Origin of the sequence: Vibrio sp. dhg, from assembly GCF_003443775.1 — a bacterium.
Classification (GTDB): Bacteria; Pseudomonadota; Gammaproteobacteria; order Enterobacterales; family Vibrionaceae; genus Vibrio; species Vibrio natriegens.
The window spans coordinates 441,300-456,093 of sequence record NZ_CP028943.1 but is presented as its reverse complement, the minus strand read 5'-3'; the positions used below and the strand labels follow the sequence as shown (position 1 = coordinate 456,093).

General features: G+C 47.1%; 12 protein-coding genes. All 12 read right to left on the bottom strand.

Features of this window, described 5'->3' with window-relative positions:
* Nucleotides 1-97 precede the first annotated feature (97 nt).
* The 12 genes from ftsZ to ftsL all read right to left on the bottom strand — a co-directional run bounded on the left by ftsZ (nt 98) and on the right by ftsL (nt 14,791).
* Nucleotides 98-1,333, bottom strand: a complete 1,236-nt coding sequence (gene ftsZ / locus DBX26_RS02170; protein ID WP_014230806.1) for a cell division protein FtsZ — start codon at nt 1,331-1,333, stop codon at nt 98-100.
* Between the two features lie 30 nt (nt 1,334-1,363).
* The gene (ftsA, locus tag DBX26_RS02165; RefSeq protein ID WP_014230805.1) at nt 1,364-2,626 is read right to left on the bottom strand and encodes a cell division protein FtsA; all 1,263 of its coding nucleotides are present in this window, start codon (nt 2,624-2,626) and stop codon (nt 1,364-1,366) included.
* On the bottom strand, nt 2,619-3,401 hold the full coding sequence (locus DBX26_RS02160; protein WP_024372778.1) for a cell division protein FtsQ/DivIB: 783 nt from the start codon (nt 3,399-3,401) through the stop codon (nt 2,619-2,621). The genes ftsA and DBX26_RS02160 overlap by 8 nt, the downstream gene beginning before the upstream one ends.
* Nucleotides 3,402-3,592: 191 nt before the next feature.
* Nucleotides 3,593-5,050, bottom strand: a complete 1,458-nt coding sequence (gene murC / locus DBX26_RS02155; protein ID WP_065296343.1) for a UDP-N-acetylmuramate--L-alanine ligase — start codon at nt 5,048-5,050, stop codon at nt 3,593-3,595.
* A gap of 23 nt (nt 5,051-5,073) precedes the next feature.
* On the bottom strand, nt 5,074-6,141 hold the full coding sequence (murG, locus tag DBX26_RS02150) for an undecaprenyldiphospho-muramoylpentapeptide beta-N-acetylglucosaminyltransferase (protein WP_118117710.1): 1,068 nt from the start codon (nt 6,139-6,141) through the stop codon (nt 5,074-5,076).
* Entirely contained in the window at nt 6,128-7,324 is a 1,197-nt protein-coding gene (ftsW, locus tag DBX26_RS02145; RefSeq protein ID WP_014230801.1) for a cell division protein FtsW, read from the bottom strand. The genes murG and ftsW overlap by 14 nt, the downstream gene beginning before the upstream one ends.
* 21 nt (nt 7,325-7,345) lie before the next feature.
* Nucleotides 7,346-8,659, bottom strand: coding sequence for a UDP-N-acetylmuramoyl-L-alanine--D-glutamate ligase (gene murD / locus DBX26_RS02140; RefSeq protein WP_118117708.1), 1,314 nt, complete (start codon nt 8,657-8,659; stop codon nt 7,346-7,348).
* 38 nt (nt 8,660-8,697) lie between these two features.
* Nucleotides 8,698-9,780, bottom strand: coding sequence for a phospho-N-acetylmuramoyl-pentapeptide-transferase (gene mraY, locus DBX26_RS02135; protein ID WP_014230799.1), 1,083 nt, complete (start codon nt 9,778-9,780; stop codon nt 8,698-8,700).
* A complete protein-coding gene (gene murF / locus DBX26_RS02130; protein WP_118117706.1) occupies nt 9,780-11,144 on the bottom strand; it encodes a UDP-N-acetylmuramoyl-tripeptide--D-alanyl-D-alanine ligase in 1,365 nt (454 codons plus the stop codon). Before murF ends, mraY begins: the two co-directional genes overlap by 1 nt.
* The gene (gene murE, locus DBX26_RS02125; protein ID WP_118117704.1) at nt 11,141-12,622 is read right to left on the bottom strand and encodes a UDP-N-acetylmuramoyl-L-alanyl-D-glutamate--2,6-diaminopimelate ligase; all 1,482 of its coding nucleotides are present in this window, start codon (nt 12,620-12,622) and stop codon (nt 11,141-11,143) included. Before murE ends, murF begins: the two co-directional genes overlap by 4 nt.
* Nucleotides 12,623-12,683: 61 nt before the next feature.
* Complete coding sequence (locus DBX26_RS02120; RefSeq protein WP_020335884.1) at nt 12,684-14,477, bottom strand: peptidoglycan glycosyltransferase FtsI; 1,794 nt, start codon at nt 14,475-14,477, stop codon at nt 12,684-12,686.
* Nucleotides 14,474-14,791: a cell division protein FtsL gene (gene ftsL, locus DBX26_RS02115; RefSeq protein ID WP_020335883.1), complete on the bottom strand. Its 318-nt coding sequence runs from the start codon at nt 14,789-14,791 to the stop codon at nt 14,474-14,476. Before ftsL ends, DBX26_RS02120 begins: the two co-directional genes overlap by 4 nt.
* Nucleotides 14,792-14,794: the final 3 nt, after the last annotated feature.

Sequence of the window (14,794 nt, the reverse complement as noted above, 5' to 3'; positions counted from 1 at the left end):
TTGCCTCTCTAAAGTGTGCTACAAAACACGGTCGTCTGTAACGTCGACCGTGAATGCTACCATAATTTTGAACCATGTCAAATTTATGGGTTAAAGATTAATCAGCCTGGCGACGCAAGAATGCCGGAATATCTAAATAACCGCTCTCTTTCTCTTGCTTTGGTGCCGCAGAGCTTTGGCTCGACGAAGCAGGAGCAGAAGACGCTGTATTTGTCGGCTGAGGAGTTACCTGTGGCTTCTCTTGCACTTGAGGTTGCAGAGTTTGTGCCGGCTTCTCTTCAGCTTGAGTTGCCATTGCTTGTTGTTGTGGCTGAGCTTGTGCTGTTGGTGCTACTTTCGCTTTACCACCAGCAACAAGGGTGATATCTGGTTTTCTCTCGTTACCAATACCTGTCGCTACAACAGTTACGCGGATTTCATCCGTCATATCTGGGTCTAGAGAAGTACCGATAACCACAGTTGCATTGTCAGAAGCAAATGCTTTAACTGTATTACCCACTGTCTCAAACTCGTCAAGACGCATATCCAAGCCAGCAGTAATGTTAACAAGAACACCACGTGCACCAGCTAGATCGATGTCTTCCAGAAGTGGACTAGAAATTGCCATTTCAGCCGCTTCTTCAGCGCGGTCTTCGCCTTTCGCGATACCGCTACCCATCATTGCGTGACCCATTTCAGACATAACAGTACGTACGTCAGCAAAGTCGACGTTGATCATACCAGGACGAGTAATTAGTTCCGCAATACCTTGTACTGCATTTTTAAGAACATCATTCGCACTTGCAAACGCTTCTAGCAACGTCACGCCACGACCAAGAACTTTAAGTAGCTTTTCGTTTGGAATCGTAATCAATGAGTCAACGTGTTTAGAAAGCTCATCGATACCTTGTTCAGCAAACGCCAAACGCTTCTTACCTTCAAAGCTGAATGGTTTAGTTACCACTGCAACAGTAAGAATGCCTAGCTCTTTGGCTACTTCAGCGATAACAGGAGCTGCACCAGTACCTGTACCACCACCCATACCTGCTGCGATAAAAACCATATCGGCACCAGTTATGGAATCTTTAATTCTGTCTCTATCTTCGAGAGCTGCCTCACGGCCGACCTGTGGATTCGCACCTGCACCCAGACCTTTGGTGATATCACCACCAATCTGAATAACATTGCCAACGCTTGTCTTACGAAGTGCTTGCGCATCAGTGTTAACGCTGATGAATTCCACACCTTCGATGGATTCACGCACCATGTGTTCAACAGCGTTACCACCGCCGCCACCAACTCCAACGACCTTGATTACTGCATCGTCAGACATTTCCATCATCGGTTCAAACATGTGTTGTCTCCGTTTATCCTGCAACTCAGGTTAAAACTCTTTTTGTATCCAGTTACGCAATTTACCGAAAAAGCCAGTAACAGATGAGCGTTTAGGTTCATTGTAATCGCTATCGTCGCTGGACTGCATGTCTCTTGCGTAATGAAGTAATCCAACTGCCGTAGAATGGTACGGCTCTTTTACATAGTCAGTTAAGCCGCTGACTTCGAGCGGTTTGCCGACCCTTACTTGGTTGCGGAATACGCGTTCCGCACATTCGACGACCCCGTCCATTTGCGCAGCGCCGCCAGTCAGTACTACACCGGCTGCCAGATGGTGCTTAATGCCCTCTGCGCGTAATTTTGCCTGAACGGTATCGATCGTTTGGTTAACCAGTCCCATAAGCTCAGAGTAGCGTGGCTCAATCACTTCTGACAATGTTTGACGTTGCAGACTACGTGAAGGTCGCCCACCTACGCTTGGAACGTTAACCGTGTCATCCTTACTGACCAGTTCACTTAAAGCACAGCCATATTTTACTTTTATTTCTTCAGCATCGCTTACTGGCGTACCAAAAGCAAAAGCAATATCGCTTGTTACCGCATTTCCCGCGTACGAAAATACTTCTGTGTGACGTAGCGCACCACCCGTCCAGATTGCAACATCCATCGTGCCTGCGCCAATATCGACCACACAAACTCCAAGCTCTCTTTCATCCTCGGTAATTACTGCATTACTTGCAGCAAGCCCAGAAAATACAAGTTGCTCTACCTTAAGGCCGCAACGTTCTACCGCCTTAATGATATTGCGCGCCATGTCATTATGGCAGGTGATAAGATGGACACTCACTTCCATTCTTACCCCAGAGAGACCAAGCGGGTTTTTAATCCCTTCCTGGTAGTCGATGGTAAACTCTTGTGGAATCACATGGAGGATTCGCTGTTCATCACCGATTTTAATTGATTTTGCAGTATGGATAGCTCTGTCCATATCCTCTTGAGAAACTTCCTCATCAGATATCGTACCCATACCTTTTTCGATTCGGCTTGCGATATGCTTACCAGACAACGAAATGAATACTCGGCTGATTTGGCACTCGGCCATTAACTCAGCTTGATCAATTGCGCGTTGTACTGATTTTACAACCGACTCCAAGTCATTCACGCCACCTTTGTCCATGCCGCGCGAAGGGCTACTACCCGCACCAATTATATTAATTTGGCCATCTGGTAAAATTTCGCCCACTAGAGCTGATACGGTTGCAGTGCCTATATCAAGACCAACAATAATGTTGTCGTCTGCGGCCTTAGTCATCTGTACTCTCTTCTAACTCTTCTTCAGGAAACCAACCGACTGCAGCTCCTGTATCGTACCTGAGATCGATATAACTGATTCTTTGCGTGTCACTACCGAGCTTGTTATAGAGTGAGAAAAAACGCTCTATACGCTCAAGAAGAGACTCTTTACCGAGCTCTAATCGAATACCGTTTTCAAGGATGATTTGCCAAGCTCGTCGCTCATTTAATACCAGAGACGATATCGCTAAACCTAGTTGCTGAAACTTAGGACTCAAATCACGGTAGGTTTGTAAAACCTCAGGTCCGCTATCTTTAGGTCCATACAGCTTAACTTTATCTTCCTTTACCAGACCAACATCCCCGTCGAATACCAAGCCGTTTTTATCCAACAACTCGTTGCCATTCCAAATGGCTTCAGGATGATGCTCTGTCAAAAAAACTTTTACTGTATCTGGCCATTGCTTTCGAATTGCTGCATGAGCAACCCATGGCAAGGCTTCAACACTTTGCTGTAATACATCGATGTCTTGTGACATAAACGTACCAATGTGGTCAATTCTGCTGAATGCAGTTTGAACATCATCAGCTTTGATATACTCCAACTCTCCCTGGAGCACTATTTTGGATAGAGGAAGTCTTTGGTCATCCCACATCCAACTGATCGCCGAGTACAAAACAGAACTAATTAAAGTCAAAACTACGACAAAAAATAGCGCACCTAAGATTTTATTTTTGCGACCACGATTATTATCCGTGTTCAGTCGCTCTTCATTTAGTGCAATATTCAACAACGTCTTCGTTTCCTGACCTTTGTCGTCTACCTTGCTCACGTTAATAACACACTAACAAAAGCAATGACTTTAACCTTGAGATTATACTGAGCTCTAATAAACTATCAAACACTGATAACAATAAATCACAACGTTGTTGGCGCAAAATCGAGATCTAGGTCTTTATCTTAAAGCTCACAACGAATTTCAGCTTATCCCATCATTTTATTAACATTTAGCTCAAGAGCTGCCAGCTGTTTAGCTACTTTACCAACATCACCAGCACCTTGAGTTAAAATTAGGTCTCCGTCTTGTATAACGTTAGCCAAAACTGACGGTAATTGCTCGATTTCTGGAACAAAAATTGGATCTAGCTTACCTCTACTGCGAATTGTGCGGCATAATGCGCGTCCATCTGCGCCTGCAATAGGCTTTTCACCTGCAGAATAAACGTCCAACATAATCAGCACGTCGACCTGCTCAAGTACGTTAGCAAAATCATCATACAAATCACGGGTTCGGCTGTAGCGGTGCGGTTGGAAAATCATTACCAAACGCTTGTCTTGCCAACCGCTGCGCGCTGCATTGATCGTTACGCCGACTTCCGTTGGGTGGTGACCGTAATCGTCCACCAGCATCGCATGGCCGTTGCCCGTATCAAATTCACCAAGGTGATCAAAGCGACGTCCCGTACCTTGCGTTCCCGCCATTGCTTTCAGGATCGCGTCATCTTCAATGTCATCTTCCGTTGCAACTGCGATTGCAGCTGATGCGTTGAGTGCATTATGACGACCCGGAATATTAAGAGTGATATCAAGATCGGCTCTGCCTTTACGAACCACCGTAAATTTACCTTGCTGGCCTTCTTGGCGGTAATTCTCGATACGTACGTCCGCGTCTTCAGAGAAACCATAGGTAATCACCTGACGGCTAATACGCGGAATTAACTCGCGAACGACAGGGTCATCAATACAAACAATCGCTTGACCATAAAATGGAAGATTATGCAGAAAGTCGATGAAGGTTTGCTTCAGGGTTTCAAAGTCACCACCGTAAGTATCCATATGATCGGCTTCGATGTTGGTAACAATGCTCACCATTGGCTGAAGGTGCAGGAATGACGCATCGCTTTCATCCGCTTCTGCAATAAGAATACGGCTAGAGCCAAGACGTGCGTTGGTACCCGCACTTTTCACCAAGCCACCGTTGACAAACGTTGGATCAAGACCCGCTTCTGAATAAATTTGCGTCACAAGTGCCGTGGTTGTGGTTTTGCCATGTGTACCAGCCACAGCAATGCCATGACGAAAACGCATCAACTCGGCCAGCATCTCTGCGCGACGAACAATAGGAATACGTAGCTCACGAGCCGCCATCACTTCTGGGTTTTCTTCGTTGATAGCTGTAGAAACAACAACCACACTTGCTTGCTCAACATTGCTTGCCTGATGCCCGATATAGATGGTTGCGCCTTTAGCGGCTAATCGTTCAGTTACCGCATTCTTTGCAAGATCAGAACCGGTAATTTGATAACCTTCGTTTAGGAGCACCTCAGCAATGCCGCTCATCCCAGCACCACCAATACCGATGAAGTGGATTGATTTCACGCGACGCATTTCTGGAACCATGGCGCGAATCTGAGCTAAGTCTTGTGTATGTTCAATAGTCATCTGTTTCTATTCTCGATAATTCATTAACGCTTTTCAGTCAAAGCGACGATGGCTTGTGCGACAGTTTTGTCGGCGTCCAGTTTAGCGGCGCCACGTGCATGCTGAGCCATCTCTAGTAAAGTTTTGCGATCTAACTGCTGGATTTGCTCAGTGAGTGACTCAACCGTAAACACTGGTTGTTCAATCATTTTCGCCGCTCCGCATTCGACTAAATGATCCGCATTGAGTGCCTGTTGGCGGTCTTTGTGCATAAACGGTACGAAAATAGCGCCGACACCAGCAGCAGAAACTTCAGATACCGTCAAAGCGCCTGAGCGACACACTAACAGGTCTGCCCATGCATACGCTTCAGCCACATCATCAATAAATTCGGTCACTTCAGCATTAACCACATTGTGTTTCTGATACGCGGCTTGCACCTCTTGTGCTGATCCTTTACCCGCTTGATGACGAATACAGTAGTCTTCACCTAAGTTAGCCATAACCTCAGGTAACGTTTGGTTAAGAATACGAGCGCCTTGGCTACCACCCATGACCAAAATCCGAATCGGTCCTTGGCGGCCTTGCATACGAAGTGCTGGTTCAGCCAGTTGAGTCACATCTTCACGTACAGGATTACCGACAACCTCAGCTTTTGGGAAAGCACCAGGAAAAGCCTGAAATACTTTTTTAGCGATCTTAGACAGCCATTGGTTAGTCAAACCTGCAACGGCATTTTGTTCATGTAGAACAACTGGAATACCACTTAACCAAGCCGCAACGCCACCAGGTCCACTCACGTAACCACCCATGCCCAAAACCGCATCCGGTTGCCACTGTTTCATGTGAGTACGCGCTTGCATAATGGCATTGATAATTTGGAATGGCGCCGCCAGAAGACGCTTAACGCCCTGACCACGCAAACCTTTCACTTTAATGAAGTCGATTTCAATACCATGTTTTGGTACCAAATCCGCTTCCATTCGATCCGCCGTACCTAACCAGCGAATCTCCCAACCTTGTTCCTGCAATTGCTTAGCAACAGCAAGCCCCGGAAATACGTGACCGCCAGTACCACCAGCCATCACCATCAAACGTTTAGTTTTCTTCATTAGTTTGTTGTTCTGATTGTTGTTGCTCGCGTTTCAAGCGGCATTCGTGATCGATACGCAGCAATATGGATACTGCAACGGACATAATAATCAGACTGGAACCACCATAACTGATTAGCGGGAGGGTCAAACCTTTGGTTGGTACGATACCTGCGGCAGCGCCGACGTTAACCAGTGTCTGGAAGGCAAACCAAATGCCAATACCGAACGCGAGGTAACCACCAAAGATTTCGCCATCTTCAAAAGCACGCTTACCAATGTAAACGGCTTTCAGTACCAGACTAAATATCAACATCAGCACCAGTACAACGCCGACAAAACCAAGTTCTTCGGCCAATACGGCAAACACGAAGTCAGTGTGCGCTTCTGGTAGGTATTCGAGTTTCTGAATGGAGTTACCCAGCCCTTGGCCAAACCATTCACCACGACCAAACGCCATCAATGATTGAGTCAGCTGATAGCCACTGCCGAACGGGTCTTCCCAAGGATCGAGAAATGACGTTACGCGTCGCATACGGTAAGGCTCGACCAGAATCAAACCGACGACGGCGCCGATACCAGCGACCATCAGTGCGAGAAACTGGGTTAACTTTGCGCCCGCAATAAACAACATGCCGAATAAGGTCACCAGCATTACCACAACCGTTCCCAAGTCTGGCTGTCCCAACAATAGTACGGCAAAAAATGCAAACACCATGATTGGCTTCATAAAGCCGCCAAAGAAGGTTTGACGCACTTCGTCTTGTTTTCGGACTAAATAGCCAGACATAAAGATAAACAGGGCCAGCTTCGCGACCTCGGCAGGCTGCAGGTTAAACAGCCCCAGAGGGATCCATCGAGAGGCACCATTTACAGACTTACCCGCTAGCAACACGATGATAAGCAAAGTAAAAGAGAGCCAAAGCAAATAGTGACTGCGCTTGAACCACTCTTCTAAAGGAACTTGGAGAATCACCGCTGATGTGATCAACGCAAGCACAAGAAAGGTGGCGTGACGGAACATAAAGTGGAAAGGCTGATCAGTCAGTCGTGAGCTGATAGGAAAAGAGGCCGACGTTACCATGATCAATCCCGTCAACATCAACCCCAACGCAATCCACACCAATTGGCGATCAAACAGTGCCTCTGGCGCAGGTTGCCTGAGCCAATTACTGATGTTGTGTTTAACGTTACCTAAACTCACGAAACGAGTGACCTTCAATTGTTATGCGTATTTTTTAGCAAGCGCGGCGAATGCATCACCTCGTGCCATAAAGTTGTCGAATTGATCAAAGCTAGCACATGCAGGAGACAGCATCACCATATCACCCGCTTTTAACTGTGAAGATATTTGCTGAATCACATCTTCCATCGTATCGAAACGAGTCGCAGATGGATGCAATGGTAAAAACTCATCACCATCTTTACCAAAGCAGCACAACTGTAATTTGAGCGTCGCGAAAATCGGTTCTAATGGAGTGAAATCTGCACCTTTACCAACGCCACCAACCAGTAGATACAACTTGCCAGTCAGCTCCAACCCCGATAGTGCCGCCATCGTGCTCGCAATATTGGTTGCCTTGGAATCATTGACCCATTTAACACCTTGATTATCTTCAACAACCTGGCAACGGTGTGTCAGTCCGGTGTAATTTTTTAGTGTATTCAATGTGTTGTGACAATCAACACCCGCAGTCTTAAGCAGTGCCAATACAACCAGTACGTTCGCTAAATTGTGCTTACCGACAAGCTTGAGTTCATCACTGGCAATCACGCGCTGGCCGTGATCAAGTAACCAGGTTTTCTCACCATCGGTTTCTAAACCAAATGCTTGCTCATCACCACCAAAGGTAACCACTGGCATGTCATGATCAGGGAAGGTCTCCTGATCATCTCGATTCACTACCGCAAGCTCAGCATGATTAAAAATACGCAATTTTGCTGATCGGTAGTCGGCCATGCTTTCATAGCGATCCATATGATCTTCAGAAAGATTCAGAAACGCTGCCGCTTTTAACTTGAGGCTAGACGTGGTTTCCAGCTGGAAGCTAGAAAGTTCAAGCACATACAAGTCTGCCTCTTGATCAAGTAGATCGAGTGCAGGAACACCAATATTGCCGCCAACACCAACGCTTAACCCAGCAGCTTTTGCCATTACGCCAGTCAAATCTGTTACCGTGCTTTTTCCGTTTGAGCCGGTAATTGCAACGACGGGCTTAGTGACTGCCCAAGCAAACAGTTCAATATCTCCGACAACAGGGGTTCCCAGGCCTAGTACAGACTGAATTTCAGGCGTCGCAAGCGCGATACCAGGGTTCGTCACCACCAAGTCAGCCTCTGCAAGCCACACGGTATTCCAGCCACCGCTGTGCAGTTCAACCCCTTCAGGAAGGCGTTCAGCCCCCGGAGGATTAGCTCGAGTATCAATGACTTTAACCACCAGCTGTGGCTGATATTTTCTTAGGTGTTTAACGACAGAGAGCCCGGTAATACCGAGCCCTACGACGATAACACTATGTATGTTTTGCCAACGTTCCATATTTGTTCACACTGTAACTCTTGTCTGAGAAGGCGCGATTAACGCACCTTCAGTGTTGCTAGACCAATCAGAACAAGAACAATAGAAATAATCCAGAAACGCACGATAACACGAGGCTCTGGCCAACCTTTAAGTTCATAGTGGTGATGGATAGGTGCCATGCGGAAAATACGCTGACCACGTAGTTTGTAAGAACCCACCTGAAGAATAACCGACAGGGTTTCCATCACAAATACACCACCCATGATAACCAGTACAAATTCCTGACGAACCAATACTGCGATGGTACCTAGCGCACCGCCCAAAGCAAGTGAGCCTACATCGCCCATGAATACTTGCGCTGGGTAAGTGTTGAACCACAAAAAGCCAAGACCAGCACCAACAATCGCCGTACAGACGACTACAAGTTCAGAAGCGTGAGGAAGGTAAGGGATATGCAGGTATTCAGAGAAGTTAACGTTACCTGTCGCCCAAGAAATAACTGCAAAGCCTGCTGCTACCAGAACCGTTGGCATAATCGCCAAGCCATCCAGACCATCAGTCAGGTTTACCGCGTTACTCGTACCGACAATCACAAAATAAGTGAAGATAATGTACAACATGCCCATTTGCGGCATGACATCTTTAAAGAAAGGCACCACAAGTTGAGTTGCAGCAGTATCTTTGCCGTAAGCGTAAAGCGCGAACGCCACCACAAATGCAATTAACGACTGCCAAAAGTATTTCCAGCGCGCGATCAAACCATCGGTATTCTTACGCACTACCTTGCGATAATCGTCGACAAATCCGACAGCACCATAGCCGAGTAGGACTGCAAGTACCGCCCAGACATAAGGGTTTGATAAATCGGCCCAAAGCAGAATGGTGATAGAAATTGCAGCCAAAATCATGATACCGCCCATGGTCGGCGTACCACGTTTACTAAAGTGGGATTCAGGGCCTTCGTTACGTACTACCTGACCGATTTGCAGCATTTGCAAACGCTTGATCATGATAGGTCCCATCCAAAGTGACAGGCCTAAGGCAGTTAATACACTTAATATTGCTCGAAAAGACAGGTATTCAAACAAGCGAAAAAAAGAAAAATATGGCTGTAGCAGCTCGGCAAGCCAGATAATCATTAAAAATACTCCTTCAAAGCAGCAGCGACTTCAAACATACGAGCACCGTTCGCTCCTTTAACCAACATAGTGTGGTTTTCAGAAACGGTTTGGTCTAGATGCTGCTTGATGTAGTCAATCATATCTTGATGTGTCTCAAAGTGGGTGCCGTCGCACAGGTCACTGATTACCTTTGCGTCCGCCCCATACGTGAGAACGTGTTCAAATTTTTGTGGGGCAGCATGTTCCCCGACTTGACGATGAAGTGCAAGACTTTCCTCGCCCAATTCAGCCATATTGCCTAAAATCAACCAACGTTGTCCCTTGAAAGCAGCCAATAAGTCCACTGCGGCTTTCATCGCGGGAACACTGGCATTATAGCTGTCATCAATCAGCTTGACAGATTGACTCAGTTGCTCAACGTCTACTCGGCCTTTAACCTTATTAAGATTCAGCAGGCCAGATTGAATTTCTTCAAGCGAGGCACCCATTTTTAGGGTAATAATTGCAGCCGCAATCGCATTCGCAACATTGTGTTGACCAATAATACCCAGCGATAGTTCAATTTCTTGTCCATCTTCGGCTAGGTGCAGAGTGAAGCTGGCTTTACCTTCTTCATTCATTGCTATATCGGAAGCATAGAAATCAGCTTGAGTGTTACTTTGCGAAAAAGTGATCACCTTCTTATCGGCAAGGACTGATTGCCACAACGCATCACCCTGACTATCCAGGTTAACAATTGCGACTCCGCCAGCTGATAAGCCCTGATAGATTTCACCTTTCGCTTGCTTAACGCCTTCAATGGAACCAAATCCTTCGAGGTGTGCCGCTGCAACATTGTTGACCAGCGCGATATCCGGTTTCACCAATTGAGTGGTATAGGCAATTTCACCGATATGGTTAGCGCCCAGCTCAATGACGGCATAGTCATCGTCGGCTTGCGAACGCAATAACGTTAATGGCACACCGATATCGTTGTTGAAGTTACCAGCCGTAAACAACACCTGACCTTTCAACTGAAGAATACTCGCCACCATTTCTTTTACTGTGGTTTTACCACAGCTACCCGTAATAGCTACCGTTGGCGTTTGCCAAGATTGGTGAACCCAGGCTGCGATTTCACCCAAAGCAATTTTGCTGTCAGTGACCACCACTTGTGGGACATCCACATCGAGACGTTTTTGCACCAGCAGAGCACCTGCTCCAGCGTCAACTGCCTGCTGGCAGAAGTCATGCGCGTCAAATCGTTCACCCACTAATGCAACAAACAGGGAACCACTCTCGATTGTTCTCGTATCGGTTGAAACCGCCGCAATAGTGATGTCTTCACCGACTAATTCACCATCCGTAATTTCTGCAAGTTGAGATAAAGTTACTTTAATCATGATGACAGTCCTAATAGCTGCATTGCAGATTCTCTATCCGAATAATGGATCGTCTCGCCATTACGAATTTGATAGTCTTCGTGGCCTTTACCTGCCAGCAAGATAATGTCTTGGGCTGACGCATTGTCGAGCGCATATGACAGAGCCTTGAAACGGTCGTGCTGAATAATCGCCTCGTCAGGTTTCGATAATCCAGCCAGCATATCTTTAATGATGAGTTCAGGGCTTTCGCTGCGCGGGTTGTCGTCCGTTAACACAACCTTATCACCCAAACGCTCTGCAATTTCAGCCATCATTGGACGTTTACCTGGATCACGATCTCCGCCACATCCGACGATCGCCCAGAGCTGACCGTCACAATGCACACGCAGCGCCTGCAACGCTTTTTCTAATGCATCCGGGGTGTGCGCGTAATCAACCACAACTTTGGCTCGGTTATCTGTCTGGAACAGTTCCATTCGACCTAATACCGGCTGCAATTGATTCGCCGTCGCCAAAAGCGCTTGTTTGTCAAAACCTAAGCTTAGCAAAGTCGCAAACGCTAACATCAAGTTAGCCGCGTTGAACTCCCCAATCAAAGGTGCGTATAAGGTGCCGCTGCCAAACATACCGTCAAAATCGATAGTAATACCAGATTCTGCATACGTGACGTTGCTGGCCCATAATGCGTTTGTAAACTCAGTTGTCGGCACTAAAGAAACTGCAATCGGATTTGGAAGATCTTTAGCCCAAGCTGCACCGACTTCATCATCAACGTTAATAATGGCTTTTTCACACTGGTGCTGGGTAAAGAGGCTAAATTTAGCGCTCGCGTAATCTTCCATCGTGCCATGATAGTCGAGGTGATCTCGGCTCAGATTGGTAAACACGCCAGCCGAAAATGACAGAGCTTTCACTCGTCCTTGCACTAAGCCATGAGAAGAAACTTCCAGCGCCGTGTACTTCGCGCCCTGCTCAGCTAATGACGCAAGCGTATGTTGAATTTCCACCGCGTTGCCGGTGGTGTTCGCTGCTGCTTGCAAATTATCTAAGAAACCATTTCCTGTCGTCCCCATCACGGCCGCTTTCGAACCGATGAGTTCAATCCACTGCGCAATCAGTTGTGTGATGGTGGTCTTGCCATTGGTTCCTGTAACACCAATAAGATCCATTGTTGGATAGCGATAAAGTTGACCTGCCATTTCAGACAGACACTTATCCAAAGCACTCAAATAAATAACCGGAATGTCATCAACCCACTCTATGGTGCCATGCGTTTTGTTCTCACAGGCTTGTGCAATAACTGCATTCGCACCTTGCTGAATTGCCGCCGGAATAAACTTCCTTCCATCCACGACGTGCCCGACAATCGCAACAAAAGTGGTACCGGGTTGAACTCTTCGGCTGTCGAGTTCCAGTTCAGAGACAAGAACGGACGCTAAACTTGGGCAATCAACCCAAGAGGACAGCAATGCGTCCATACTGATGGCTTTAGTCATATTTGTTCTCCGAGCTTTGGCTCAGGTTTACTCAAGTTATTTGGCAGTAAGCTAACTTTGCTTACTGCTGGAATTTATTTTCATCTGGTGCCACGTTCAGGATCTGTAGCGCCCCTTTCATAATTTCAGAAAAGACCGGAGATGCCACAGAACCACCGTAGTAATCATCACCTTGCGGCTCATTGACGATCACAACGAGTGCGATTTTAGGGTCACTAACGGGGGCGAGACCTGCGGTGTAAGTAATGTACTCATCACTGTATCCACCCGCAGAAGCTTTACGAGAAGTACCCGTTTTTGCCCCGATTCGATAGCCCGGCACGGCCGCACGTCGAGCGGAGCCACCTTGCTGAGTTACCGTTTCCAGCATATTAAGTACCTGACGCGCATGCTCAGGGCTAACGACCTGGCGAGACATATTGTTGTCGTTACTTTTTATAATATGTATCGGCTCGTATTTACCAAGATTACCCAGCGTCGCGTACGCGTGAGCAAGCTGAATTGGTGTAATGGAAAGACCATAGCCGAAAGAAATGGTCGCTCTTTCAATTGGTGACCAACGCGAACGACTAGGGAAAATACCCGTTACTTCACCCACCAGATTCAAGCCAGAAAGCTCACCAAAACCGACCGAACTGTATAAGCCCAGTAGCGCTTCAACAGGCATTTGCATCGCCAGTTTAGTCACACCGACGTTACTGGATTTTTTCAGGATCATCTCCAGGCTGGCTTTACCTACGGGAGAGACATCTTTTACCCGGCTTCCACCCAATCGAAGCACACCGTTCCCTGTATCAACGATGGTGTCAGTATCTGCGATGCCATTTTCTAACGCAGCCAGAATCACAAACGGCTTAATAGTCGAACCCGGCTCCATCGAGTCGGTAATCACGCGGTTACGCATTTTGTAACTTTGCCAATCACTACGATTATTCGGGTTGTACGATGGCGCGTTAACCATCGCCAGTACCGCCCCCGTTTTTACGTCCAACATCACAACAGAGCCAGAGGTTGCACGGTGGTCGGCCACAGACTGTTTAATGGCACGATAAGCAATGGCTTGTAAACGCTGGTCAATCGTCAATTGCAACGACTTGCCTTCTTGCTTGTCCTGCCAGGCTATATTCTCTACCACTCGACCATAACGGTCTTTACGGATGGTTTTTTTACCTTCTTGGCCAGTCAGCCATTCATCATAGCTGCGCTCTACGCCTTCCAAGCCATGGCCATCGATGCCCGTTACCCCGACTAAGTGAGCACTAACCTCACCTGCTGGATAATAACGACGCGACTCAGATTTAAGCCCTACGCCCGGTAGTTTCAACTCACGGATGTAATTCGCCATGGCGGGACTTACCTGACGCTGCAGGTAAATGAAACGACGCTTTTCATTGCGCTTGATCTTGTCAATAAGACCTTGACGCTCAACGCCAAGAACGTCCGCCAGCGCGTACCAACTTTGAGTCTGACTGAGCGCATTTTCTTTAAAGATGGTCGCCGGATCGGCCCAAACCGCTTCGACAGGCACACTGACGGCAAGAGGCTCTCCGTTTCTATCAGAGATAATGCCTCGTGCAGAAGGAATCGACTTAACTCGAACAGAACGAAGGTCACCTTGCTTGATCAGGTTATCAGGCTCAATGATTTGAATGTACGCTACACGCCCAATGAGGAGTGCAAACGCACAAAAGACGAAAAACAGTAACAGATGGAAACGCCAACGAATCAAAAATGACTCTTCTACCTCGACTTTTGCCGCTTTTTTTTCGATTTTCTTCTCATCGACTGCAGCTTTTGTTTTTGCGGGAACCTTCCGCTTATTTCCTTGTTTGGTACTGGTTTTCTTTCTAATCATTTTAGTGTGATAACCACTTCTTTATCGCCATCAGGTCGTTTCATTTCAAGCTCCTTTTTTGCAAGGTCTTGAACTCGACTGTGTTCTGCCAGGGCGGTTTCTTCCAACATCAGGTTGCGCCATTCGCTGTCTAGTCGCTCGCGCTCAACCAGAGTATGGTCTTTTTCGGTGATCGCTTGACGCGCATGGTGGGTAGCAAATACCACTCCCATTGCTGATGCCAGAATAAGAAGCAACAACAATAATGGCCAACGACCAACTGTGAATAAGTCCGTGGCAATCAACTTAGCAAGGTTAGGAGTGGATTTCGTCATAAT

Excerpts from the sequence above, each read along its gene's own strand:
- DBX26_RS02120 (WP_020335884.1), bottom strand. The coding sequence starts at position 14,477 with ATGATTAGAAAGAAAACCAGTACCAAACAAGGAAATAAGCGGAAGGTT.
- murF (WP_118117706.1), bottom strand. The coding sequence starts at position 11,144 with ATGATTAAAGTAACTTTATCTCAACTTGCAGAAATTACGGATGGTGAA.
- ftsA (WP_014230805.1), bottom strand. The coding sequence starts at position 2,626 with ATGACTAAGGCCGCAGACGACAACATTATTGTTGGTCTTGATATAGGC.
- murE (WP_118117704.1), bottom strand. The coding sequence starts at position 12,622 with ATGACTAAAGCCATCAGTATGGACGCATTGCTGTCCTCTTGGGTTGAT.
- ftsL (WP_020335883.1), bottom strand. The coding sequence starts at position 14,791 with ATGACGAAATCCACTCCTAACCTTGCTAAGTTGATTGCCACGGACTTA.
- murC (WP_065296343.1), bottom strand. The coding sequence starts at position 5,050 with ATGACTATTGAACATACACAAGACTTAGCTCAGATTCGCGCCATGGTT.
- murG (WP_118117710.1), bottom strand. The coding sequence starts at position 6,141 with ATGAAGAAAACTAAACGTTTGATGGTGATGGCTGGTGGTACTGGCGGT.
- ftsZ (WP_014230806.1), bottom strand. The coding sequence starts at position 1,333 with ATGTTTGAACCGATGATGGAAATGTCTGACGATGCAGTAATCAAGGTC.
- mraY (WP_014230799.1), bottom strand. The coding sequence starts at position 9,780 with ATGATTATCTGGCTTGCCGAGCTGCTACAGCCATATTTTTCTTTTTTT.
- murD (WP_118117708.1), bottom strand. The coding sequence starts at position 8,659 with ATGGAACGTTGGCAAAACATACATAGTGTTATCGTCGTAGGGCTCGGT.